This window comes from Rhodococcus sp. ACPA1 (assembly GCF_002300195.1).
GTDB classification, from domain to species: Bacteria; Actinomycetota; Actinomycetes; order Mycobacteriales; family Mycobacteriaceae; genus Rhodococcus_F; species Rhodococcus_F opacus.
In genome coordinates this window covers 914,176-936,194 of the sequence record NZ_NSDX01000003.1, presented here as the reverse complement: position 1 = coordinate 936,194, position 22,019 = coordinate 914,176, and the positions used below count along the sequence as shown (strand labels likewise).

Sequence of the window (22,019 nt, the reverse complement as noted above, 5' to 3'; positions counted from 1 at the left end):
CAAAGCAGCCGCGACGCACCCGAACCTGACCAGCCGCTTCCGATGCTCCACTCGGATCGGCAAGCAGCTTAGAAACTTTCGTGCGCTTCTCGTTCAGGCCGGAAGCCACCTCGATGACTGTCTTCGACACTCAGAGCACGTTCACCTCACTCGGTCACCACCCGCGTCGCCTGCCGCTCCATCTCGGCCTTCTGATCAGACGACGACACACGGCAATATGCCACCACCGCGACCGGATCCCCGACAGATGGTGTGCCGACCGCAGCATCTCCGCCCAGGACTGTGCCCGACGACCACTACTGAGCTCGAACGGAAGCATTCCCGCGTGACACCATCCAACGCGGTCGGTCGTCAGCGTGGTGGCGACGGCCCTGATCCGAAAGCAGGACCTCTACCTCTGAGACCGCAGAACTCTCCGAACGGGCTCTGACAGCCGAGTTCGATACACCGGTGTATCCGATACGCTAGTGTATCGACGGCTGCTGTCGACCCGATCGGAGGAGTGCCCATGCCGACGTCACCGGCGCGCTCCTCCGAGCCTGCCACCGACACACCCCGCCGGGTCACGAAACGGCGAGGCCAAACTCGCCGGCGTCTGCTCGACTCCGCGGTCGAGGTGTTCGCCGAAAACGGCTTCGGACGGTCGACGGTCGAGCAGATCTGCGAACGCGGTGGCTACACCCGCGGCGCCTTCTACTCCAACTTCGCATCGCTGGACGAGATGTTCTTCGCCATGTGGGAACAGCGCTCCAGCGCGATGCTCGCACAGATCCGGCTGGCAGCCGACTCGTCCAGCATCGACCTCTCGGGGCTCACGCCTGCCGAAAAACTGCGCGCCGGCACCGAACTGGTGCTCGGCGTCGTCCCCGTCGACGACCAGTGGTACCGGATCAACGCGGAATTCACCGCCCACGCCCTGCGCAACCCGTCGCTGAAGAAGGCCCTCGCGGCCCGTGAGGACACGATTCTGGAGACCATCGTGCCGATCCTCGAGAAGGCGCTGCACCGGCTCGGGCGCCGCGTCGTCGGCGATCCCCGCGTTCTCGGCCGCGCGCTCGTCGCCCTGCACGACGGCACGAGCGTCCAGTGCCTCATCGAGGACGACGACGCGTCCGCCCGGGAACTGCGTCTCGAACTGTTCACCCACGTCGTGGCCGCGTACACCGAACCCGACACCACCCACACCCACACACACCGGAAAGAGGGGTCCTCGTGACCGAACAGGCTGATGTGATCGTCGTCGGCGCCGGACTGGCCGGACTCGTCGCCACCTACGAGATGGTCAAGGCCGGCCGAAAGGTGCTCGTCGTCGACCAGGAGAGTTCGGCGAATCTCGGCGGGCAAGCCTTCTGGTCGCTCGGCGGCCTGTTCCTCGTCGACAGCCCCGAACAGCGGCGCCTCGGCATCAAGGACTCGTACGAACTGGCGATCCAGGACTGGATGGGCACCGCGGCATTCGATCGCGCCCGCGAAGACCAGTGGCCGCGGCTGTGGGCCCAGGCGTACGTCGAATTCGCGGCAGGCGAGAAGCGGCAGTACCTCCACGACCTCGGACTGCGGTTGATGCCGAACGTCGGGTGGGCCGAACGCGGACGCGGATCCGCACTCGGACAGGGCAATTCCGTTCCCCGCTTCCACATCACCTGGGGCACCGGACCGGGTGTCGTCGAAGTCTTCCTCACCCGCGTGACGGCCGCGTCGAAGCGCGGTCTCGTCACGTTCAAGCATCGTCACCAGGTCGACGAGATCGTCGTCACCGACGGCGCCGCCACCGGCGTGCGCGGCACCGTCCTCGAACCGTCCACCGAGGCGCGCGGTGTGAAGAGTTCGCGTACCGCGGTCGGGGAGTTCGAATTCTCCGCGCAGGCGGTCGTCGTCACGTCCGGCGGCATCGGCGGCAATCCCGAACTGGTCAAGAAGAACTGGCCCGCGCGCCTCGGCAAAGCTCCCGAGAACATGCTCGCCGGCGTCCCCGCGCACGTCGACGGCCGCATGCTCGAGATCACCGAGAACGCCGGCGGCAACATCGTGAACCGCGACCGGATGTGGCACTACACCGAGGGCATCCAGAACTGGGACCCGATCTGGCCGAACCACGGCATCCGCATCATCCCCGGTCCGTCGTCGATGTGGTTCGACGGCAACGGCAAACGCCTGCCCAGCCCCAACTTCCCCGGCTTCGACACCATGGGAACCCTCGACCACATCATGAACAGCGGCCACCACCACACGTGGTTCGTCCTCGACCAGAAGATCATCGAGAAGGAGTTCGCGCTGTCGGGCTCCGAGCAGAACCCCGACATCACCGGCCGCGATTTCAAGCTGCTCGCCGAACGCCTGAAGAAGGGCGCGCCCGGTCCAGTCGAGGCGTTCAAGCAGCACGGTGCGGACTTCGTCGTCCGCGACAATCTCCGTGACCTCGTCGACGGCATGAATGCCCTCACCCCCGAGGCACCGCTGAAGTACGAGGACCTCGAACGCGAAATCGTGGCCCGCGACCGGGAGGTGAAGAACAGCTACACCAAGGATTTCCAGATCATGGCGATCCGCAACGCACGGAACCTGCTGGCCGACAAGATCACCCGCGTCGTGAGCCCCCACGAGTTGCTCGATCCCAAGAACGGTCCGCTGATCGCGGTCCGGTTGCACCTGCTCACCCGCAAGACCCTCGGCGGCCTCGAGACCAACCTCGACTCGCAGGTGATCAGGCCCGACGGCACACCGTTCGAGGGTCTCTACGCCGCCGGTGAGGTCGCCGGATTCGGTGGTGGCGGCGTCCACGGGTACAGCGCGCTCGAGGGCACCTTCCTCGGCGGCTGCATCTTCTCTGGCCGGGCCGCGGGTCGCGCGCTGGCCCGGCACCTGTAGGCGGCTCCGCCGCCCGTGAGTGGTTGACGAGTCCCTGGACTCGTCAACCACTCACGGGCGCGAGCCTCTCGGAAGCCTCGAGTTCGCGGACCAGCGGCAGGACGTTGGCGCCGAAGTACTCGATCTCCTCCTGGAAGTGCAGGAAGCCGCCCAGGATGAGGTCGACTCCGCGGCGGCGGTATTCGACGATGCGCTCGGCGATCTGCTCCGGCGTCCCGATCAGCTGGGAGCGGAATCCGTCGTTGTACTGGACGAGATCCTCGAACGTGGAGTCGGCCCACATCCCCGACTTGTCGGCGGTGGACGCGCCGGCCTGCTGGACGGCGGACCGGAATCCCTCGACCGCGGGCTTGTTCGCCTTCTCGATGATTTCGCGGAGGGTGTCGCGGGCTTCCTTCTCGGTGTCGCGGGCGATGATGAATCCGTTGAGCCCGAACTTCACTTCCCGGTTGTGCTCGCGGGCCACCTGTCGCACGTCGACGATCTGTTCGGTGACGCCGTCGTAGTCCTTGCCGTTGCTGAAGTACCAGTGGAGTACCGGCCCGCATTCTGCCGTGCGGCGGCGGAGTTGCCACCCTGAAACAGTTCGGGGTTCGGACGGTCGGGCGTGTTCAGCGGCTTCGGCTCGAGGGTGAAGTCGTGGATGCGGTAGAAGTCGCCACGGAAGTCGACGTCGTCCTCGGTCCAGATCTTGCGGAGCACCTGCAGGAACTCGGCGCTGCGCCGATACCGCTCGTCGTGCTCGAGCCACGGCTCCCCGAGGTGGGTGAACTCGTCCTTGAACCAGCCGCTGACGACGTTGACGGCGAACCGGCCGTTCGACAGGTGGTCGGCCGTGGCCCCCAGCTTCGCCAGCACCGCGGGCTGCCACAGACCCGGGTGGACGGCAGCGATGACCTTCAACCGTTCGGTGGCCAGCAGCAGTGCGAGGCTGAAGCTGGTCGACTCGTGCTGGAACTCGGCACCGTAGCTGGCCTCGTACCGGACCTGGCTGAGCGCGTACTCGAAACCGTTGTTCTCGGCGGTCTGGGCGAGCTTCTTGTTGTACTCGTAATCCCAGCTGGTCCGCTGTTCGATGTCGGACGTGACGAGCCCGCCACTGACGTTGGGCACCCAGTAGGCGAACTTGATCTGCTCAGCGATGTGTTCGGTTGACATACCCAGCATGCAACCCGCCCATGCAGCCCACGCCCACCCTTCCAATCAGTGCGCGTACAACCCTTCACCCGGCTCGCGGGTCCGTGTGAGGTTCGACGGCATGACCGCAGTACAGGGAGATCAGGCATGACCGCCGTCCAGAACGCCCACCGCATCAGTGACGAGGCCGAAGCCCTCGCGGTCGCTGCCGATCTCGCCGCACAATTCGCCGAGGAGGCGGCAGCTCGCGATGCCGGTCGGCAACTCCCCTACGAACAGGTAGGCGTGCTCGCCGCGTCCGGACTGCTCGCACTCGGTGTTCCCCGCGAGCACGGTGGCATCGACGCGCGGACCGAAACCCTCGCCGAAGTCTTCCGTCTCCTGGCCGAGGGCGATCCGAGCATCGCGCAGATCCCGCACAGCCACTACACGTTCCTCGAGGTGCTGCGTCACCAGGGCACGCCGGCGCAGCAGGAATTCTTCTACTCCGAGGTGCTCGCGGGGCGCCGGTTCGCCAACGCCCAGAGCGAGCGCGGAACGACGACGATCGACATCGACGCGACGACGCTCACCGAGCAGGGTGGTGACTTCGTCGTCGACGGTCGCAAGTTCTACAGCACGGGCGCACTGTTCGCCGACTGGATCGCGGTACGGGCCACCCTTCCTGGGACGACGACGCCGACGGGGAAACCCGCCAAGGCCGTCGCCTACCTGCCGAGCACCGTCGCCGGACTGTCGATCGTCGACGACTGGGACGGCATGGGGCAGAAGACCACGGCGAGCGGAACCGTCACCCTGGACGCAGTCCGGGTGCCCGCGTTCCACGTCGTGCCGTTCTCTCCCATCTTCGACGCACCCACCACGTACGGGTCGCAGGCCCAGATCCTGCACGCCGCGATCGACGCCGGGATCGCCGCGGCAGCCCTGAACGAGGGCGTGCGATCGGCGCGTCAGGCAAGGCCCTATTTCGAGGCGGGCGTCACCGACGCCGTCGACGATCCCCTGCTGATCCAACTGGCCGGCGAGGCGTCGGTCAGCGTCCGGTCCGCGACGGCACTCCTCAGGGAGGGTGCACGCAGCATCGACGCAGCGCGGCGCGACCTGAGCGAGCAGAGCGCCGCGGTCGCCTCGATCGACGCCGCCGCAGCCAAGGTCGCCGCCGCCCGCGCGTCACTCGAGGCGTCGAGCGTGCTGTTCGAACTGGGCGGCACCCGCAGTGCGTCGGAAACGTCCAACCTGTCCCGGTACTGGCGCGACGCCCGCACCCACACCCTGCACGACCCGACGCGGTGGAAGATCCAGCGCATCGGCCGGTGGACACTGTCGGGCACCGTCCCGCCCCGCCACGGCCTGCTGTAGGCGGCTCCGCCACCCGTGAGCGGTTAGCGAGTCCCTGGACTCGTCAACCGCGCACGGGCGCTAGCCTACGTCCGCCTTCATGAGGAAGACGTTGTAGTCGGACCAGGTCGACATGGTGAAGTACAGATCGTCGCCGCTCGACCACGGGTGGATGAAGCCGCCGTACAGTTCCGGGTATTCGACGGCGCTGACCATCGGCGCCCCGTCGGACCAGACGCCCTGCGGCGAGTCGGACTCGCGGAGAACGATGGCCGCCTTGGACGTGTCGAGGTACGCCATCTGCCACTTGCCGGTGGCCTGCTCGTAGCGCACGGACAGTTCGGCGGCGGGGGCGTCCACGATCGGCGTCGCCTCCGTGTAGCCACCGACGGGCGTCCAGTTGCCGTTCTGCCAGTACTGGTACGCGGACGTGTTCAGCACATCGGCGGCGGGGACGCGGGCGAGACCGATGGCGCCGAGCCTCGTGTTGGGGGTGCCGAACATGTACACGAAATCGCCGGCCGGGACCATCGACGCGACCTGGAACTTGGTGACCCCGAAGATGTTGTCCCACTTCGCGTACGGGTCCTTGGTCCACGTCGATCCACCGTCGTCGGAGTGGGCGATGCCGCCGTAGTTCGTCCACCACGTGGCGGGGATGCTGTTCCAGGTGCGGATCGACATGTAGCTCATGTACTGCCGGTTCCCGACGGCGAAACCCGAGGTCGGGATGGTGGTGATCTCGATGTTGTCGAGTTTGCGGCTGTCGAGCAGTTCCGCCGCGTGGCAGCGGCTGTCCTGGACCATGCTGTCGAGGCTCATGCCGTCGGACAGGTTGCGGTCGGAGCTGAAACCGAGGACGTTGCTGCGCCAGTCGTCGCCCTGGCCACCGGGCGGCTGGAATCCCTTGCCGACCGTGTCGCCGAACGCGACGGCGATCCGGTCGGGGGCGCTCTCCCACATGATACCGAGGTCGGTGCCGTTGACCTGGTAACGCTTGTCGGTGCGGCTGACCGAACCGGACCCGGTCACCTTGGCCACCCGGGTCACGTCGCCGATCTTCGGGGTTGCCGGGGCCGCGCTGCGCGGCGCCTCCTCGGTCGCGGGGTGCACGAGGGGCGGCGGCGGGGGCAACTGGATGTCGGCGCCTGGGACGGGAATACCGAAGTGGAAGGGTGTGAACTTCACGCTGACGTCCGGGATGTTCAGCACGCTCGACAGGTTTCCCGGGGCCTGGTCGGTCTCGTCCGTGAGGTCGGGGCACGGATCGGTGCACGTGTCGGCGGGCAACGCCTGCGAGACGCGGACGGGCTCCGTGACGGGAGCGGGATACGGCACCGTCGTGATCTTCGGGTACGGGATCGGAATCTCCAGCTTCTCCGGTATCAGCGAATGCGTCTCGTTCGACACCTCGCTGGCGCAGGGACCGCTGCCGGGTATGCCGTTGGACACCGGCTCGGGTTCCGCGACGGCAGCGTTCTGGTTCGAATAGGCGATCATGCCCGAGCCGATCGCCACTGCCGCGACCGACGCGACCCACCTCTTCGACATCCCCGACCCCTCCGTCAACTCCGGCCACTCCCGGCGAGGGGAACATAGCATCGCTCTTCTACGCTCACCGGTTACCACACGCCATACCTGGCGGTAACATTTCCGTCGCGATCCGGAACGAACGTTGTGACTCCTGCCACGCGACAGCGGAAGTTGCTCGTACGCGTAGTCACCGATACCGCAGGTCAACGACTTTCGACTGTCGCGTTCGCCTGCCGAACACCGTCAAGGGATCGGTGAACACCGGATTACATCTGTTGACGCTCCGGATCGCCCGGTATTCACTGATCGTGCGCATCCACCGGGATCCCCGGCCCGCGACGAGACCCCGAGCTCCTCGCCCTCCGCGCTGCGGGCTCGCCCGCGTTCTTCCGATCCAGCGCGAACCACCGTTCTGCACGGGTCCCGCATTCCACTGATCACCGCCGTCGTCGTCCGGCGGCGTCGACCCGTGCGAATTCCGCTGTCAACGAAAGGAATCGACATGACCGCCGTCCTGGAGCCGACCCTGTCCTATTCGTCGTCCATCCCCCGCGCGCACGTGCACCGCGCCGCAATCTGCGAGGTCTTCCTCACCGACATCATCTGCGAGAGTTACCCACAATTCCGTCTCGGCGTGCAACTGCCCAGAGTCCACAGCTACTACAGCGATCACAATATCGTTGTACGACAGTATGATCCGCTGCTTCTGCTCGAAACGTTCCGGCAGGCGTCCATCCTGATCTCGCATCGGCACGTCGACGCTCCGCTCGACGCCAAGTTCGTGTTCAACGCCGGAGCGCTCGAGATCGTCGACCTCGACGCCGTGAGAGTGGGCCCCGCACCCGCCGCGGGGGTTCTGGACGCCACGATCACCGCCGAGAAGAGGCGGGGCGCCGACATCGTCGGAATAACCCTCGCGATGACACTCGCGCTGGACGGGTCTGCCGCGGCCACCATGAGCATGACCATCCAGTGGATGCCCGGCGACGCGTGGGACCGCCTCCGGCAGAGGGGTCGAGCACCGCTGCAGCTCGATCCCGCCCGTCCGCATCCGTTGCACGAGCGGGTCGAGCCTCGGGAGGTGGCTCGACATTCGTTCGACAACGTGGTGCTGAGCCGGATCGGGGTCGACGGCGACACCGTGCGCAGCCAGGTGCTGGTCGATCAGGCCCACCCCGGCCTGTTCGATCACCCGCTCGACCACGTGCCGGGCGCCCTGATCTTCGAGGCGATGCGTCAGACCGCCCTCGTCGCCGCGCACGAATTGTTCGGCCTGTCCCCGCGAATGCTCGTGCTCGTGGGGTGCGACGCCGTCTTCGAGAGCTTCGGTGAGCTGGAGTTGCCGACGGATTGCGCGGCCGTCGCCGAGGCGGAAATCTGCTCCCGCCAGGTCGTCCTGTCCGTCACCCTGGCGCAGGAGGGCCGGCAGATCGCACACGGCCGGGTCACCCTGCAGCGAGTGAGCGCCTCGACTGCCGCTCTCGATCGGATCGTCCGATGACGACGCGGGACGACGCCATGGTCTGGTTCGACTTCGGTGGTGTGCTCTCGCCCCCGCTCGCCGACCTCTTCACGGCGTACGAAACGAAGACGGGCATCTCACCCGCAGCCCTGCAGGCGGCGATGCAGGCCGTCGGCGACGACCTCGGGGCACCTCCTCTCGCCCCGATCGAACTGGCCCAGATCACCGAGCGCGAGTGGGGTGCGAGGCTGAGGGAGCACCTCACCGCCGCCGACCCCGGCCTGGACCTCACCCGGGCGCGGCTCGAGACGTTCGGCGAGCAGTGGTTCGACGGGATCACCGTCAACACGGCGATGGCCGCGGCGCTGCGCGGACTGAAGGCTCACGGTCTGCGCGTCGGGGTCCTGTCGAACAACGTGGTCGAGTGGGAGCGATTCTGGAGACCGATCATCGAACCCGCCGGCCCGCTCGATGCTCTCGTCGACTCGTGCCTGGTCGGCGCGCGCAAGCCGGACCCCCAGATCTTCGCGATCGCGGAGAAGACGGCGGGCGTCGACGCCGGTCAGTGCATCCTGATCGACGACCTCGAGCAGAACGTGCGCGCGGCACGCGAGAGCGGTTGGCGTGCCGTCCATTTCCGCACCAATGCCCAGGCGTCGAGTGAACTGTCCCGGCTGACCGGCGTCGCCGCCGCCCTGTGAATCCCACCAACAGAAGGAGTACGACGTGACGACCCAGGTTTCGACACTCGCTCCACCCGGAGGCCGACGCGGTGTCGCGGTGTCCATCGACGACATTCCCCACCTCGACCCACCGGTCGCGTATACCCCGGTGACCGCGGAGGGGCCCACCGGACTGCCTGAGATCACCCTGCCGAGCGGGCACACCGCCCTGCACGTCACGCGATATGACGACGTCCTGAAGGTGCTGACGGATCCGTCCTTCGGCCGGAAGGACACCAACGTCGAAGGGGGGCCGAGTTTTCAGCCCACCACGATGCCCCCGGACCTTCTGCTGAATCTGGACACCCCGGATCACGCGCGGATGAAGAGTTTCGTCAACGCCGACTACAGTCCCGCCGGCGTCGAGAAGCTGAAGGGGTCGGTCCGCCGCATCCTCGACCGCCGGTTCGCGTTGCTGCGCAGTGAGGAACACCCCGACCTGTTCGCCACGGTGCTCGACCGCCTGCCGGTGGAGGTGAATGCCGGCTTCCTCGGGATCCCCGAGTCGGACATCGACTACTTCCGCACGTCGTCGCGGGTGGTGCAGTTGTCGCACGACACCGACATTCCCGGGCTGCTGGAGAACTTCTGGCTCGTCTACCACTACGTGACCGATCTCGTGCACGGGACGCGGCCCGTCGAACCGGGCGGACTGATCGACCGTTTCCTGGCGGCGCGGGACGAGGCGGAACCGCCGCTGAGCGACGACGAACTCGTCGCGATCCTGCTCGGCTCCGTCCTCGGCGCCGACCAGAACGTGCTGTCCGTGCTCGCGAAGGCCGTGTACGTGCTGTTGCAGGCGCCTGCGCTATGGACTCTGCTGGTGGAGGAGCCGGCCGCTGCGCCGCAGTTGGTCGAGGAACTGTTGCGGGTGCTTCCGCTGGGAAACATTTCGACGTTTCCCCGGATCGCCACCCGTGAAGTTCGGCTGCGGGACTCCGTGATCCCCGTGGGCGCCCTCGTCTACGCCGACGCGTTCGCCGCGAACCGGGACCCCGACACGTTCCCCCACCCGGAACTCGTCGACCCGTTCCGGGACGGGAAACGCCATCTGCAATTCGGGTACGGCATGCATCACTGCATGGGCGCGTCGCTGGCCCGGATGGAGATCACCACGACACTGGTCCGGCTGGCGGAGGAGTTCCCGACTCTCGCCCTCGCAACCGAACCGGCTGCGGTGCCATGGGATTCGGGAGTGCTCCTCCGGCGTCCGACATCGCTTCCCGTCCGCTGGTAGGCGCTTCGCGCCCGTGCGCGGTTAACGAGTCCCTGCACTCGTCAACCGCGCACGGGCGGCGGAGCCGCCGAACGTCTCCGCGAGCCGGGTGACGAGTTCGCCGCCGTCTCCCAACTCCCCCGACCAGGCCACTTCACCGTCCGGTCGCACGAGCACGGTGGTGGCCCCGAGGTTCCGCGCCCGAATCACCCGCACCCGTTCGCCCCAGAAGGGTTCGACGAGTGCGCGGACGGACTCCGATGCGTCCCCGCACAGTAGGAGGCCCCGGTTCCCCGCCGCGACGTGCAACCGGATCAGGTCGGTGATTCCGGTGTCCGTCTCGATCACGGTGTTCGCGGCGAAGTCGCCGCGCGCCGCGTCCTGGAGAGCGCGGGGCGCCGGTTGACTCTGCGCACTGATCGCCGAACCCAGCGCCCGGTTGCGGTCGCGGTCCTCCAGCAGCACACCGAGTTCGTGTCGCAGGCGGTCACCGTCGACACCGATTCGCATACGTTCACGCTGATCCGCGACGTTGGCGATCACCCCGGCGGCACACGCGTGCCGCTCCCGCGAGTACACGTCCAGCACCGATGGGTCGGCCTGTCCCCGCGCGACGAGGGCGAGGCGCCAGCCGAGGCCGATCGCGTCGCCGATACCGAGGTTCAGACCCTGCCCGCCGAGCGGAAAGTGCACGTGCGCAGCGTCACCGACGAGAAGGACCCGGCCGAGCCGGTAGTCGTCGACCAGCCGCGAGTAGTCGCTGAACCGGGACAACGACCGCGCGTTGCGGAACGGAACGGGACGGCCCGCGAATCTGTCGACCGTCACCTGCAGTTCCTCCGCAGTGAGGGGCCGGCGATGATCCTCGTGCGGACCACCGAGATCGAACGTGATGATGCGACTGAAGCCGGCGTGATCGACGTTGAGGACGGTCCAGCCCCGTTCGGTGCGCACCCACCCCCTGGGGGCGTTCGCGGGGTCGTCGAGGACGGCGAGGCCCAGGAGCGCGGCGGCGGTCGGGGCAGTCTCCGTCGCCGTGAAGCCCACACTTCGCCGCACGACGCTGCGGGCGCCGTCCGCGCCGACCACCCAGTCGGCCGTCACCACTCGGGTGTGTCCCTCGTGGGTGAAGGTCACCGTCGCCCCGCCGTCGTCCTGGTGGACGTCCGTGACCACCGCGGCCTTCAGCAGCGGGGTACCGAGGCGGATCAGCCGTGCGGTGAAGAGCCTTTCGAGATCGCTCTGCCCGATACCGGCGATGGCCGGTCCCTCGCCGGGTGGTGCCGTGATCTCCAGACCCCAGACCCCGGCGTAGTGAAAGGTGGTCGACGCGGCTCCGGCGTCGACGTCCGGCGCCGCGAAATGCCCTCGACGAGTGAGCAGCTGAATACTCCGCGCGTGGATCGTCCCCGCCTTCGGAACGTCCGTGGTGTGCGGAGCCGCCTCCAGGACGAGGACGTCGATTCCGCTGCGCGCCAGCTCGAGTGCCGTCAGCGATCCCACCGGGCCGCCGCCGACCACCACGACCTGATAGTGCTGTCGCAGGTCGTCCGCTTCCGTCATCGCGCGCCCACCCCGCGTCGCAGCAGCACCGCGATGACACCCGACAATCCGGCGACGACACCCGCCAGAACGACCAGCGTCGTGTGGAACGCACTGTTGTAGGCGTCGATCACGAGCGGCGCCACCTGTTCCCGGACGTCCGGCCCGGCCGCCGCCAGGGCCTGCTCGAGGTCACCGCTCGCGGCCCTGCCGACGACGTCCGCCGCATTGCCCACGCCGTCGACGCCGGCCAGCGCTTCCTCGCCCCTGCGGGTCACGAGACCGGTGAGCAGCGCCGCGTACACCGCGACCGCGATGGCCTCGCTGCCCAGTCGCATCGTGTTCACCACTCCCGCAGCCATACCCGCCTTCTCCTCGGGGACGAGGGCGAGCGCCTGACCGTCGACGAGACCGGCGGACAGTCCCATTCCACAGCCCGCGAGGAGCAGCGGCACCGCGATGACCGCGACCACCGTGTCGGGGCCCGCCAACAGAAGTCCCAGGTCACCGGCGATCAACGCTCCCAGGCTGATCCAGATGACCACGAGCGGGTTCACCCCGGCGCCGACCGCGCGGCCTGCGGCGAGCGGTCCCACCACGACCGGAATCGTGAGGAGCACGATCACCAGGCCCGCCTTCGCCGAAGACTGGCCGGCCACGAACTGGAGAAAGGTCGGGAAGTAGGTGAGCAACGTGACGAAGCCGAACGATGCCGCCACCGGAACGAGGCACAGGGCCATGAACCGTGCGTGCGTGAGCAGTTCGAGGTCCAGCAGCGGAGCAGGACGTCGCGATTCGACGCGGGCGAACGCGACCAGCAGCGCGACCGCGAGGACGAAGGACGCCACGACCGCCGGGCTCCCCCAGCCCCAGGGTTCGCCCTGGACGATGCCGACCATTGCCGCGAGCAGACCCAGAACCAGGAGGACGGTGCCGAGGAGGTCGAACTTCGCGGCCGCGTCGCCCGCCGGCCGTCCCAGTCCGATCACCGGGGTCGCCGCGAGCACCACGAGCAGCACTGCGGCCTGGACCGCGAAGATGGGTCGCCAGCCGGCCGTGTCGACGAGGAGCCCGGACAGCGTCGGTCCGAGGGCCACACCGATGCCCGCGGTCGTCCCGAACAGGGCGAACGCGCGCAATCGGGCGGGCCCGTCGAAGGCGGAGGACAGGATCGCCGCGCCGCACGAGAAAATGGCGGCGCCACCGAGACCGGCGACGCCGCGGGCGACGTCGAGGACCACGATGTTCGGGGCCAGTGCGCTGGCGACGCTCCCGACCGCGAATGTGGCGGCTCCGGCGGCGAACAGGCGGCCGCGGCCGAAACGGTCCGACAGTGACCCCCAGACCAGGGTGAAGCACGCGAACGACAGGTTGAACGCGTTCACCACCCACTGTTGACCCGATGCGCCGCCACCGATGTCGGAGGAGATGGCGGGCAGCGCCACCGCGGTTCCGGAGATCGACATCGGGACGACGAGAACGGCCAGCAGTACGGCGGCGAGAGTGAGGTTCCCGCGTCGCGGGTCGGACGGTGTTGCTTCGGGTGGTGACGTCGGTGTCGTGGCTTCCGACGTGGTCAGCTCCGAGGTCATGTCGATCCTTCCTGAAGAGTGCGGCCCCCGTGCACCAGAGGTTCGATATAATACGAACCATGCACCAGAGTTAGGTTCGATGCAAGACGAACCTTCACTCTGGTGGTCGACGACCCGAACCTGGAGGTGTGCCGTGCCCGACGCCGAGGGACATCCCGCGGTCGACGAGATCGAATTGGTCTCCGTCCTGGCCGCACTCGCCGATCCCCTGCGACTGGAGGTCGTGCAGAAGCTCATGGTGGAGGCGGACGGGGCGGAACGTCACTGCACGTCGTTCGGGCTGCCGGTGTCCAAATCGACCCGCAGCCACCACTTCAAGGTCCTGCGCGAGGCCGGGCTGATCACACAGGTCGATCGCGGCAATTCGCGGATGGCTCAGCTGCGCAGATCCGACATCGAATCCCGCTTCCCCGGACTCCTGGACGCCGTCGCGACCGCACCGGCCTGAACGCCGTTGCGGCGACCGTCTCGCCGAGCACCCGCCTCACCGCCATGGGATGATCGGGCGCCATGAGGGGGCGGTACGAGTGGAACAACGGGGCAGCGGCGACGGCTGGATTCTGGTCGAAATCCTGGGAGACGCACCGACGGTGATCGCCGAGGGCATCAAGCAGCGGCAGTGCCGGCCGCTCGGCAACGTCTACCGCGGCAGAATGCTGACGCTGGTGGCGGGCGCCATCGACACGGTGAAGTCGTCGGGACAGCCGGTGCAGGTGGCACTCGGCGAGACGGTCGGCGATATCGATTTCGTCGTGGGAAAACCGGTACTCGGTCCGGGTGGGGACGTCCTCGCCGTGCAGATCTTCACCGGTCGTGCGGACAGTCCGGTGCCACCGCCGCACCGGGCAGCGGGATGGGAATGGAACCTGTCCGTATCGGCGGGTCCGCGACGCACTCGATGGACCCGTGAGTTCCGGAATCTGTACGGGGTCGCGGACACCCGGCCGGAACACGGCTATTTCGGTCTCGCCGACCTGTACCGGAGGGTGCCGCGGATCTCCGACATCGCGGTGCTGATGGAACGCGTCGACAACGCGCGGGACGGCGAATTCCTGTCCGGCGAACTCATCGCCCGCCACGACGACGGAATGCTACGCCTCGTCCGGTTCGTGCGCCGCGCCGTCGAGACACCCGAAGGGGTGGTGCTGCGGGGCGTCGATCACGACGTCACACACAAGACCGACGTCGGCGAACTGGCGATCCGGGTGATGGATTCGGACATCGCGTCGACCGTGCACGCGGTCGCGGGGGTTCATGCGGCACTGGTCGATTCACAGCACGGGTACGCCATCAAATGGATCACGGCACCGCTGGCGGGTCTGTCCGCGGCGGCGGAAGGCGGGCAGATCGGACTGCTGCACGACGAAGACCTCGCCGACGTGCGGCAACGGATCACGGCGCGCCTTCCCGGTGTCGCCCGCGTCGCCCTGTCCGACGGGTCCTGGTCCCGGCACACGGTGCGCACGTTTCCCGTCCCCGGCTACGGTTCCACACCCGTGGTGATGATGACGTTCTCAGGCGCCTGTCCCGAACAGCATGCCCAGCAGGTAGGTGGCGGCGGCTGCGCCGTACCCGATTGCCAGCTGGCGTAACGCGCGCTTGACCGGGGGTCCACCCGACAGCAACCCCACCACCAGACCGGTCCCGAGCAGCGCGACGCCGACCAGCGCGGCCGCGACCACGAGCGCGGCGGTGCCTTCCATGCCGAAGAGGTACGGCAGCACGGGGATCACCGCACCGGACGCGAAGAAGCAGAAACTCGCGGCAGCCGCACCGAGCCCGGTGCCGATGGCCTCGTGCTCGTCGACGGTTTCCGTACCCGAAACGGGCTCGGGCTGAACGGCTCTCCGCAGCACGTCGGCCGCGCGTTTCTCGGCGTCCTGCGCGGGCATTCCCCGCGCGCGGTACACCAGTGCGAGTTCGTTCGCGTCGACGTCGAGGAGCGGCACCGCCTCACGGGCGCCCGGCCCCGGTGCCGAAGCCTCGAGCAGTTCACGCTGCGACCGCACGGACACGTACTCACCCGCGCCCATCGACAACGCGCCCGCGAGCAGACCGGCGAGGCCGGTCAGCAGGACGATGTGATTGTCGACGCCGCTACCGCTGATGCCGAGGACGAGGGCGAGGTTGCTGACCAGACCGTCGTTGGCACCGAACACTGCGGCACGAAACGTGCCGGACAGACGATTTCGCCCGCGCGCCGCCAGCGCCCGCACCACCTCTTCGTGGATTCGCTCGTCCGCACCCATGGCGTCGGTGGCGTCGACGTCCGTCGGGTACGGGGACCGGGTCTCCGCGCGCTGCGCGAGGGCCAGCACGAACACCGATCCGAACCGCCGGGCCAGCACACCGAGGATGCGCGTGCGGACGTCACCGCGCACGGGCTTGCCGACGTGTTCGCCGAGCAGCTCGCGCCAGTGCGCCTCGTGCCGTCCCTCGGCGTCGGCGAGCGCCAGCAGAATCTCGCGTTCCTCACCGGTCCGACGTTTCGCGAGGTCGCGGTAGACGGCCGCCTCGGCGCGTTCGTCGGCGAGGTAGCGACGCCATTTCCGGACTTCTCGCGGACCGGGATCCGGTCGTGCACCAACCATCGTCAGCCTCCCGATCGTCGAGGGAGAAGCGTACCGACGAGCCCCTCCCCACCGCGGCGGTTCCAGTTCAGTCCTCGGCGGCGAGCGCCTTCCCGAGTGAGTCCTCCGGTTCGGAGACCACCACAGGATCGCGCCCGGACAGCAGGTCGAGGACGGCCTTCGGCCGGGCCAGTGATTCGCGCACGGTGTTCCTGGCCATCGTGATCGGGCGGCATTCGCATCCGGCGTTGACACCGGCGACGTCGATCCCGGCACCGCGGCACAGCGCGACCGCACGGGGGACGTGGAAACCCTGAGTGACGATCAGCGCCTTGGTCACGCCGTACGTCTGGACGGCGCGAGCGCACGTGTCGTAGGTGTCGAGCCCGTACCGATCGCCGACGATCTTGCTGCGGTCGACGCCCTTCTCCACCAGGTATTCCGTCATCGCCGCGATCTCGTCGCCGGATCTGCCTGCGCCGTCGCCGGAGACGAGGACCGCCCGCGCGCGGCCGTCCTGCACGAGACGGACGGCGACGTCGAGGCGTCCGGCCAGGTACTCCCGGGGTTTGCCGTCGCGCACCTGCGCACCGAGGACGATGACAACCGGTGCTTCGGGTGCGTCGTCGACGTCGTAGACGTAGCCGGAGGCCTCGCGCGATATCCACACCGTCGAGGCCGCGACGACGAGGACCGCGAGCGCGCCGAGTCCCGCTCCGATGCCGACCAGTCGGCGGACGATCCGTCGTTCCCCCATGCCGCCATCAAACCACAGCCTCAGGCGACGGCCAGTTCTTCCCCGGCGCGCCGCTCACGCAGTCCGGATACCAGGCACAGGCCGAGCCCGAACAGAATCCAGCAGGTCAGCACGAGCACTGCCGCACCGGCTCCGTGTCCGTCGAAGAACGCCGTCGACCGCACCATGGTTCCCGCCGCTCCGGGTGGCAGCAGCTGACCGAATGCGCCCCACCCCGACGGCAGCCACGCCGCGGACGTCGCCAGGCCGGACAGCGGATTGGCGAAGAAGATCATCGTCACCGCGCCGAGCGCGAACCCCGCTGTGCCCAGCACCGATTCGAGCCCGAGAACGGTCAGCGAGATGGCGGCGATGCCGAGAACGACAGTGCCGGTGGTCGTCCAGTAGTTGCCGTCGATGCTTCCGACGCCGAACTGCAGAATTGCCGTCAGCACCACCCCGGCGCTCACGGCGAACAGCACCGCCCCGGCCACCCGCCGACCGACACTGCGCGGAAACAGCCGCACGAGCGCGAGCGCGGGGATCATGCCGCCGAAGACCAGGGGAAGCGCCAAGGCACCGAGACCGACGCCGGCGGGGTCGCCGGCCGTCAGCGGAACGACGTCCTCGACCGGAACGGTCTGTCCCGCAGTCTTGCTCATGCCCGCCGCGATACCGTTCATCGTCTGCGCGATGGGCGCCCCGCCGGCGCCCGCCGACAGGACCTTCATGCCGTCCGATGTCGCGACGATTCCGCCGACCACCTCGCGGTGTTCGATCGCCGTCCGGACCGCATCGGCGTCGGGAAAGCGCTCGGTGACGAACGCGCCCGGGTGTGCTGCGTCGAGCGCGGAGTCGATCCGGGTGACGGCCGCGTCGGGTCCGGCGACGCCCAGCCGGAGGTCGTGCGGGCCGCTGTTGACGGCGGGCAACGCGAACGCCAGCAGCATCAGCGCGATCACCGCGGTGAGTCCCAGCACCACAGCGGCCAATTTCACGGGATCGGACGGACCGTGCGCCGACCGCGCGGTCGGCTTCGTGCGCGGCGCAAGTGTCCCGATATCCGAAGTGCTCATCGGACTCCCCTTCCACTAAGTGGAGGAAATTCCTCCGTTACTTGTGGAGAATATTCCTCCGGTTATGCTGGGTTGTCAACGGAAGAGGTGGAATCGTGCGGGCAGACGCGCTGGAACGACGCAACACGCTGATCAAGGCTGCCCGCGCGGTGTTCGCCGACCGCGGGCACGACGCACCACTCGACGCCATCGCCGCGAAGGCCGGTGTCGGGATCGCCACCCTCTACCGGAATTTTCCGAGCCGGGACGAGCTCGCCCACGCCGTTGCCCGGACGACGCTCGCCGAAGTCCGCGAACTTGCCGTCCGGGGACTGGACGAATGCACGGACGACTCGGAGGGAGCGTGGCGGCGGTTCGTCGACGCCGTGGTCGAACTGCGCATGGGAGCATTGGTTCCCGCGCTGGTCAACAGCCTCGACGAGCTACCACGCGACGTCCGCGAGTCGAGGGAGCTCACGAAGTCGACGGTCACCGACTTCATTCGCCGGCTCCAGGACGTCGGGCTGGTCCGCGAGGACGTCGTGCCGCTCGAGATCATCATGGGGATCGCCATGCTCACCCGGCCCCACGTGCTGATGTTCGACGACACGACGGCAAATCTCGTTCCGCGGCTGATCACGGTGTTCCTCGCCGGGTTGCGCCCGGACGGGGCTCCGCTGCCGCCGCCGATCCTCCCGGAGACCGCTGTACTGTGACGAGAATGCAGCCAGGGGGGCCTCTGCCACAGCCATGGAATCACCCGCGTGCGGGTGACGATCAGCCGCCGCTGAACGGCTGGGACGTGGCGGTGTCGGCGGCCGCGCTCGTCGTCGCGGTCGCCGTCGCCAGCATCTCCGCGGTCGCGGGGCTGTTCTGGCTGCTGTTCCTGGACTACTGCCCGCCCGAGACGTGCAGCGCCGAGAACGCGTGGATCGCGGTGTGCGTGGCGCTCGCGGTCGCCGCACTCGTGACCGTGATCGGCGGCGCGGTCACGATCGCACGCATCGCCCGGCGCACGATCGCGTGGCCGGTGGCGTGCGGAACCCTGATCCTCTGCGCGGGCGCGTGCGCGATCGGATTCGCCGGTTACGTCTCCGCGACGGGGATCTGAGCCGCCTCAGCCCACGTGATGGTGGTCGGTCCGGCTGATCGCGACAGCCGAGACGATCACCCCGACCACCACACCGATGAGCGTGTCGACGACGCGGCTCACCGCGATGTCCGGGGCGACCGCCGAGCCGAGGCCCGTGAGCAGCAGAGCCATGGGCGTGATGGCGACGGACGCGAACGCGTAGTTCTTGATGACCACCAGTTCGGTCACGGTCTGCAGCACCACGATGACCACGACGGTCTGCCAGTACCCCATCGCTGCGGCGATCAGCCCGGCGGCGAGGACGGCACCTGCCACGTTTCCGACGAGGCGTTGAATTCCGCGCTGCACGGTCTGACTGAAGTTGAAACCCTGCATCGCGGCCATCGCACCCATCGACGCCCACAGCGGGTGCTCCAATCCCATTGCCACACAAATCCATCCGGCCAGCGCGGCCGCAGCGGCGATACGGGCCGCGTTGACGATCCCCTCTCGCGACTGCAGTGCCTGGACACCGTCCGCGAAGAAGCCGCCCGGCTTCGGGAGTACCGCGATCTCGGATCCGAACGCCGAAAGGTCGCTGCGGCGCTTCACTTTACGAAGTTCGGACTCGTGATCGACGAGCGCGCGCAGGGTGTCGTGGTCACGCTCGTGCGCCCACCGGTCGACCACCGTGTCCGCTTCGGCGAGAAGCGCGAACAATTGGTGGGAGTGCCCGTCCCGGCCGCGACCGCTGTGCGCGATCACATCTCGCGCGTTGTCGATCGCCTTGCGCGCGGACGCGATCGCGGAGGCGTCGTGTGCATGCTCCAGTTCCGCGGCCGCGGCGAGTGCCCGCGCCACCGCCAGCCGGGCGGGACCGAGGGGAACGAACAGACAGGGCATCATGGCCGCGAGCCAGCCCACGACGACACCGATCGCCACGGCCACGACGGCCGGTCCGAGATCGGAGAGCTGGGTCGCATACCCGACCGCGGCGGTCGCCGCGAAGATCAGGATGACCGGTCCGGGACCGGCGATGCGGAACGTCGCCAGCAGCCACGCGGCGACCCCCGACGCCACGGACATGACCGCGATCTGCAGCCAGAGCGACAGTCCCGCCGCACCGAGGAGCGCTCCCCCGGCGACGAAGGCGATGAGCGCGACACCGACGAGACCCGTCTTGCGGGCGAGCCGCGGGTACGGCTCGTATCGGCCGAACGCGGCGGTCAGCGCACCGAGCGCCGCGAAGCCCGAGAGATTGCCGTGCCCGAGCACGCCACCGATGACCAGTACCAGGGCGGTCGCCGCACCTACCCGTAGCGCAGGGGCGATGGTGGCGTCGGCGTTCCGGACCTCGAACGCACGACGCCATGTCGACGGGGCCACCGAGTGGGCGAGCGCCCCACGGGAGCGATGGAGCCGGCTGAGGTCAGGTGCGTATCGAGGGGAAGCCTGCATGACCTCAGCGTACCGTATACTTCACTAGTAAAATAGTTCTGAATTAATGTGAAGTTGGTCGCTACGATGGTTTTCATGAGCACTGCCCCACGTCCGGATGAGGATTTCACCGATCGCGTTCGACGCGAATGGGCCGAGACCCATCCCGAAGTGGACACGTCACCGATCGAAGTGATGGGTCGCATCACCCGGATCGGATCCCAGGCCCTGCAGCAACTCGACCGCGCCCTGGACGCGAGCGGGGTCTCGCGCGCCGAGTTCGACGTCCTGTGCGTACTCGCCCGCAGCGATCGGCCACTGCGAGCCAGCGAGGTCACCGCCGTGACGATGCTCAGCGGCGCATCCACCACCAAACACGTCGACCGCCTGGCCCGGCTGGGACTCGTGGAACGGTTACCGTTCGAACGCGACGGGCGCGTCGTATTGCTTCATCTGACCGAGTCCGGGCGGAAACTCGTCGACACCGAGTTCCCGCAGCGTGTCGAACGGGACCGGCAATTCCTCGCCGGACTCGACGAGGACGAATGCGCCGTCCTGGCCGGGCTGCTCCGGCGGATCGCCGCCAACGTCGAATCCGGGATTCGCCGGTAGTTCCCTCCCTCAGGGAATGATCTTCCGGGCTCGAAGGTCGCGGAAGATGTCGAGGAACATCTGCTCGGTCTCGACGTGCCGGTGGAAACCCAGCCGGCGCGCCTTGGAACCGTCGGCGATGACGTCGTAGTCCCAGCCGAAGACGAAGTCGCCGAACGCCCACGACGAGACGTCCGAGTACGGCGTGGGCTCCAGCCCGTGCTTCGCGACGAGGCGGTCCCACACCGACTCCTTGTCGGCCATGACGACGTCCATCGACATCGGCAGCGGCGGTGCTACGTCCAGGTCGAAGAAATCCGCGATCTTCGGCAGCATCTCGTCCCAGCGGAACAGATCCCCGTTGTTGATGTTCAACGCCTGGTTGGCACACTCGGGCGTGGTCGCGGCCCAGACGGTCGCCTCCGCCAGCAGTCCGGCGTCGGTCATCTCGATCAGACTCGTGTACGCGCCGGGCTTACCCGGAAACCGCAGCGGCACTCCGAGTTCCTTCGACATCGTGGCGTAGACGGCAATCACCAGTGCGAGATTCATCGGGTTGCCGAGGGCGAATCCGCACACGACCGAGGGGCGGATCGCAGACCACGTCCAGCGCTTGCCGCGCTGACGGTCTTCCAGGAACTGTTGCTGATCCACATTGAACTCGGGCGGCATGTGCGGCGGGTCGCTCTCGCGCGCCGGCGTCTTGAACGGTCCGAGATGGGCGCCATAGACCTTGTAGCCCTGCATCAGGCTGACGTGCTCGAGCGCGGCAGCCACGGGTTCGAGCGCGTTCACCGTGTTGACGAGCATCGCGACGTTGGGTGCGACGAGCTCCGCCCACGACGGACGGTCCTGGTAGGCGGCGTAGAAGATGTGGGTCACGTCGCGCAGTTCACCCAGCTTGTCGGCGGCGTCGCGCTCGTCGAGCAGATCGACCGCGATGTGCCGCACCCGGTCGGTGTCGGGTCCGCCTCGGCGCGACAGTCCGATGATCTCCCATTCCCCGGTCGCCTCGAGGTGGTCGATCAGATTGCCTCCGATCACCCCGCGCGCACCGACGACCACTGCCACTCTGCGCTTCGCCATCACTCACCCCTATCGTCATATCGCGAAATTGCGATATGACGAGTGAAGCACACATATCGGAA

At 68.0% G+C, this 22,019-nt stretch carries 19 protein-coding genes and 1 pseudogene; 11 read left to right on the top strand and 9 right to left on the bottom strand.

Annotated features, from left to right (window positions below; translation table 11 throughout):
* Positions 1 to 508: 508 nt before the first annotated feature.
* Positions 509 to 1,216 carry a TetR/AcrR family transcriptional regulator gene (locus tag CJ177_RS14870; protein WP_095868019.1) on the top strand — a complete coding sequence of 236 codons (708 nt, stop codon included), beginning with the start codon at positions 509 to 511 and terminating at the stop codon, positions 1,214 to 1,216.
* Positions 1,213 to 2,868, top strand: coding sequence for an FAD-binding dehydrogenase (locus CJ177_RS14865; protein ID WP_005251284.1), 1,656 nt, complete (start codon positions 1,213 to 1,215; stop codon positions 2,866 to 2,868). The genes CJ177_RS14870 and CJ177_RS14865 overlap by 4 nt, the downstream gene beginning before the upstream one ends.
* A 43-nt stretch (positions 2,869 to 2,911) precedes the next feature.
* Here CJ177_RS14865 and sfnG read toward each other — a convergent pair.
* A pseudogene (sfnG, locus tag CJ177_RS14860) lies at positions 2,912 to 4,026 on the bottom strand (dimethylsulfone monooxygenase SfnG).
* Between the two features lie 126 nt (positions 4,027 to 4,152).
* Between sfnG and CJ177_RS14855 the strand changes: the two are divergent.
* The gene (locus CJ177_RS14855) at positions 4,153 to 5,364 is read left to right on the top strand and encodes an SfnB family sulfur acquisition oxidoreductase (RefSeq protein WP_095868018.1); all 1,212 of its coding nucleotides are present in this window, start codon (positions 4,153 to 4,155) and stop codon (positions 5,362 to 5,364) included.
* Between the two features lie 60 nt (positions 5,365 to 5,424).
* On the opposite strand, the gene CJ177_RS14850 is transcribed toward CJ177_RS14855, so the two are convergent.
* Entirely contained in the window at positions 5,425 to 6,894 is a 1,470-nt protein-coding gene (locus CJ177_RS14850) for a DUF4185 domain-containing protein (RefSeq protein WP_095868017.1), read from the bottom strand.
* Positions 6,895 to 7,378: 484 nt separating this feature from the next.
* On the opposite strand from CJ177_RS14850, the gene CJ177_RS14845 reads away from it, so the two are divergent.
* The 3 genes from CJ177_RS14845 to CJ177_RS14835 are packed head-to-tail and all read left to right on the top strand — an operon-like array spanning position 7,379 to position 10,297.
* Positions 7,379 to 8,377, top strand: a complete 999-nt coding sequence (locus CJ177_RS14845) for a ScbA/BarX family gamma-butyrolactone biosynthesis protein (RefSeq protein WP_095868016.1) — start codon at positions 7,379 to 7,381, stop codon at positions 8,375 to 8,377.
* Positions 8,374 to 9,039, top strand: a complete 666-nt coding sequence (locus CJ177_RS14840; RefSeq protein ID WP_005251278.1) for an HAD family phosphatase — start codon at positions 8,374 to 8,376, stop codon at positions 9,037 to 9,039. Before CJ177_RS14845 ends, CJ177_RS14840 begins: the two co-directional genes overlap by 4 nt.
* 25 nt (positions 9,040 to 9,064) lie before the next feature.
* Positions 9,065 to 10,297, top strand: coding sequence for a cytochrome P450 (locus CJ177_RS14835; protein ID WP_061698525.1), 1,233 nt, complete (start codon positions 9,065 to 9,067; stop codon positions 10,295 to 10,297).
* A gap of 21 nt (positions 10,298 to 10,318) precedes the next feature.
* On the opposite strand, the gene CJ177_RS14830 is transcribed toward CJ177_RS14835, so the two are convergent.
* Positions 10,319 to 11,839 carry an FAD-dependent oxidoreductase gene (locus CJ177_RS14830; RefSeq protein ID WP_095868015.1) on the bottom strand — a complete coding sequence of 507 codons (1,521 nt, stop codon included), beginning with the start codon at positions 11,837 to 11,839 and terminating at the stop codon, positions 10,319 to 10,321.
* On the bottom strand, positions 11,836 to 13,410 hold the full coding sequence (locus CJ177_RS14825) for an MFS transporter (RefSeq protein WP_095868014.1): 1,575 nt from the start codon (positions 13,408 to 13,410) through the stop codon (positions 11,836 to 11,838). Before CJ177_RS14825 ends, CJ177_RS14830 begins: the two co-directional genes overlap by 4 nt.
* Positions 13,411 to 13,543: 133 nt before the next feature.
* On the opposite strand from CJ177_RS14825, the gene CJ177_RS14820 reads away from it, so the two are divergent.
* Both CJ177_RS14820 and CJ177_RS14815 read left to right on the top strand, forming a co-directional pair.
* Positions 13,544 to 13,858: a helix-turn-helix transcriptional regulator gene (locus CJ177_RS14820; RefSeq protein WP_025433236.1), complete on the top strand. Its 315-nt coding sequence runs from the start codon at positions 13,544 to 13,546 to the stop codon at positions 13,856 to 13,858.
* A gap of 79 nt (positions 13,859 to 13,937) precedes the next feature.
* A complete protein-coding gene (locus CJ177_RS14815; RefSeq protein ID WP_095868013.1) occupies positions 13,938 to 15,002 on the top strand; it encodes a GAF domain-containing protein in 1,065 nt (354 codons plus the stop codon).
* On the opposite strand, the gene CJ177_RS14810 is transcribed toward CJ177_RS14815, so the two are convergent.
* The 3 genes from CJ177_RS14810 to CJ177_RS14800 form a co-directional block, all read right to left on the bottom strand.
* Positions 14,925 to 16,001, bottom strand: coding sequence for a VIT1/CCC1 family protein (locus CJ177_RS14810; RefSeq protein ID WP_025433237.1), 1,077 nt, complete (start codon positions 15,999 to 16,001; stop codon positions 14,925 to 14,927). The genes CJ177_RS14815 and CJ177_RS14810 overlap by 78 nt on opposite strands.
* A gap of 67 nt (positions 16,002 to 16,068) precedes the next feature.
* Positions 16,069 to 16,737 carry a vancomycin high temperature exclusion protein gene (locus CJ177_RS14805; RefSeq protein ID WP_005251270.1) on the bottom strand — a complete coding sequence of 223 codons (669 nt, stop codon included), beginning with the start codon at positions 16,735 to 16,737 and terminating at the stop codon, positions 16,069 to 16,071.
* A gap of 20 nt (positions 16,738 to 16,757) precedes the next feature.
* Positions 16,758 to 17,792, bottom strand: coding sequence for a hypothetical protein (locus CJ177_RS14800; protein ID WP_095868012.1), 1,035 nt, complete (start codon positions 17,790 to 17,792; stop codon positions 16,758 to 16,760).
* Between the two features lie 95 nt (positions 17,793 to 17,887).
* Here CJ177_RS14800 and CJ177_RS14795 point away from each other — a divergent pair, with 95 nt between their 5' ends.
* Positions 17,888 to 18,487, top strand: coding sequence for a TetR/AcrR family transcriptional regulator (locus CJ177_RS14795; RefSeq protein WP_095868011.1), 600 nt, complete (start codon positions 17,888 to 17,890; stop codon positions 18,485 to 18,487).
* 86 nt (positions 18,488 to 18,573) lie between these two features.
* Positions 18,574 to 18,882: a hypothetical protein gene (locus CJ177_RS14790; protein WP_061698532.1), complete on the top strand. Its 309-nt coding sequence runs from the start codon at positions 18,574 to 18,576 to the stop codon at positions 18,880 to 18,882.
* A 6-nt stretch (positions 18,883 to 18,888) separates the two neighbouring features.
* On the opposite strand, the gene CJ177_RS14785 is transcribed toward CJ177_RS14790, so the two are convergent.
* Complete coding sequence (locus tag CJ177_RS14785) at positions 18,889 to 20,301, bottom strand: FUSC family protein (RefSeq protein ID WP_095868010.1); 1,413 nt, start codon at positions 20,299 to 20,301, stop codon at positions 18,889 to 18,891.
* 66 nt (positions 20,302 to 20,367) lie between these two features.
* Between CJ177_RS14785 and CJ177_RS14780 the strand changes: the two genes are divergently transcribed.
* Positions 20,368 to 20,892 carry a MarR family winged helix-turn-helix transcriptional regulator gene (locus CJ177_RS14780; RefSeq protein ID WP_037182531.1) on the top strand — a complete coding sequence of 175 codons (525 nt, stop codon included), beginning with the start codon at positions 20,368 to 20,370 and terminating at the stop codon, positions 20,890 to 20,892.
* A 9-nt stretch (positions 20,893 to 20,901) separates the two neighbouring features.
* Here the strand turns inward: CJ177_RS14780 and CJ177_RS14775 are convergent, their stop codons facing one another.
* A complete protein-coding gene (locus CJ177_RS14775; RefSeq protein ID WP_373560048.1) occupies positions 20,902 to 21,957 on the bottom strand; it encodes an SDR family oxidoreductase in 1,056 nt (351 codons plus the stop codon).
* Positions 21,958 to 22,019 lie beyond the last annotated feature (62 nt).

What these genes read in the sequence shown, in the direction of transcription:
- CJ177_RS14870 (WP_095868019.1), top strand. Translation starts at nt 509, where the DNA reads ATGCCGACGTCACCGGCGCGCTCCTCCGAGCCTGCCACCGACACACCC.
- CJ177_RS14855 (WP_095868018.1), top strand. Translation starts at nt 4,153, where the DNA reads ATGACCGCCGTCCAGAACGCCCACCGCATCAGTGACGAGGCCGAAGCC.
- CJ177_RS14850 (WP_095868017.1), bottom strand. Translation starts at nt 6,894, where the DNA reads ATGTCGAAGAGGTGGGTCGCGTCGGTCGCGGCAGTGGCGATCGGCTCG.
- CJ177_RS14845 (WP_095868016.1), top strand. Translation starts at nt 7,379, where the DNA reads ATGACCGCCGTCCTGGAGCCGACCCTGTCCTATTCGTCGTCCATCCCC.
- CJ177_RS14840 (WP_005251278.1), top strand. Translation starts at nt 8,374, where the DNA reads ATGACGACGCGGGACGACGCCATGGTCTGGTTCGACTTCGGTGGTGTG.
- CJ177_RS14830 (WP_095868015.1), bottom strand. Translation starts at nt 11,839, where the DNA reads ATGACGGAAGCGGACGACCTGCGACAGCACTATCAGGTCGTGGTGGTC.
- CJ177_RS14825 (WP_095868014.1), bottom strand. Translation starts at nt 13,410, where the DNA reads ATGACCTCGGAGCTGACCACGTCGGAAGCCACGACACCGACGTCACCA.
- CJ177_RS14810 (WP_025433237.1), bottom strand. Translation starts at nt 16,001, where the DNA reads ATGGTTGGTGCACGACCGGATCCCGGTCCGCGAGAAGTCCGGAAATGG.
- CJ177_RS14805 (WP_005251270.1), bottom strand. Translation starts at nt 16,737, where the DNA reads ATGGGGGAACGACGGATCGTCCGCCGACTGGTCGGCATCGGAGCGGGA.
- CJ177_RS14800 (WP_095868012.1), bottom strand. Translation starts at nt 17,792, where the DNA reads ATGAGCACTTCGGATATCGGGACACTTGCGCCGCGCACGAAGCCGACC.
- CJ177_RS14785 (WP_095868010.1), bottom strand. Translation starts at nt 20,301, where the DNA reads ATGCAGGCTTCCCCTCGATACGCACCTGACCTCAGCCGGCTCCATCGC.
- CJ177_RS14780 (WP_037182531.1), top strand. Translation starts at nt 20,368, where the DNA reads ATGGTTTTCATGAGCACTGCCCCACGTCCGGATGAGGATTTCACCGAT.
- CJ177_RS14775 (WP_373560048.1), bottom strand. Translation starts at nt 21,957, where the DNA reads ATGGCGAAGCGCAGAGTGGCAGTGGTCGTCGGTGCGCGCGGGGTGATC.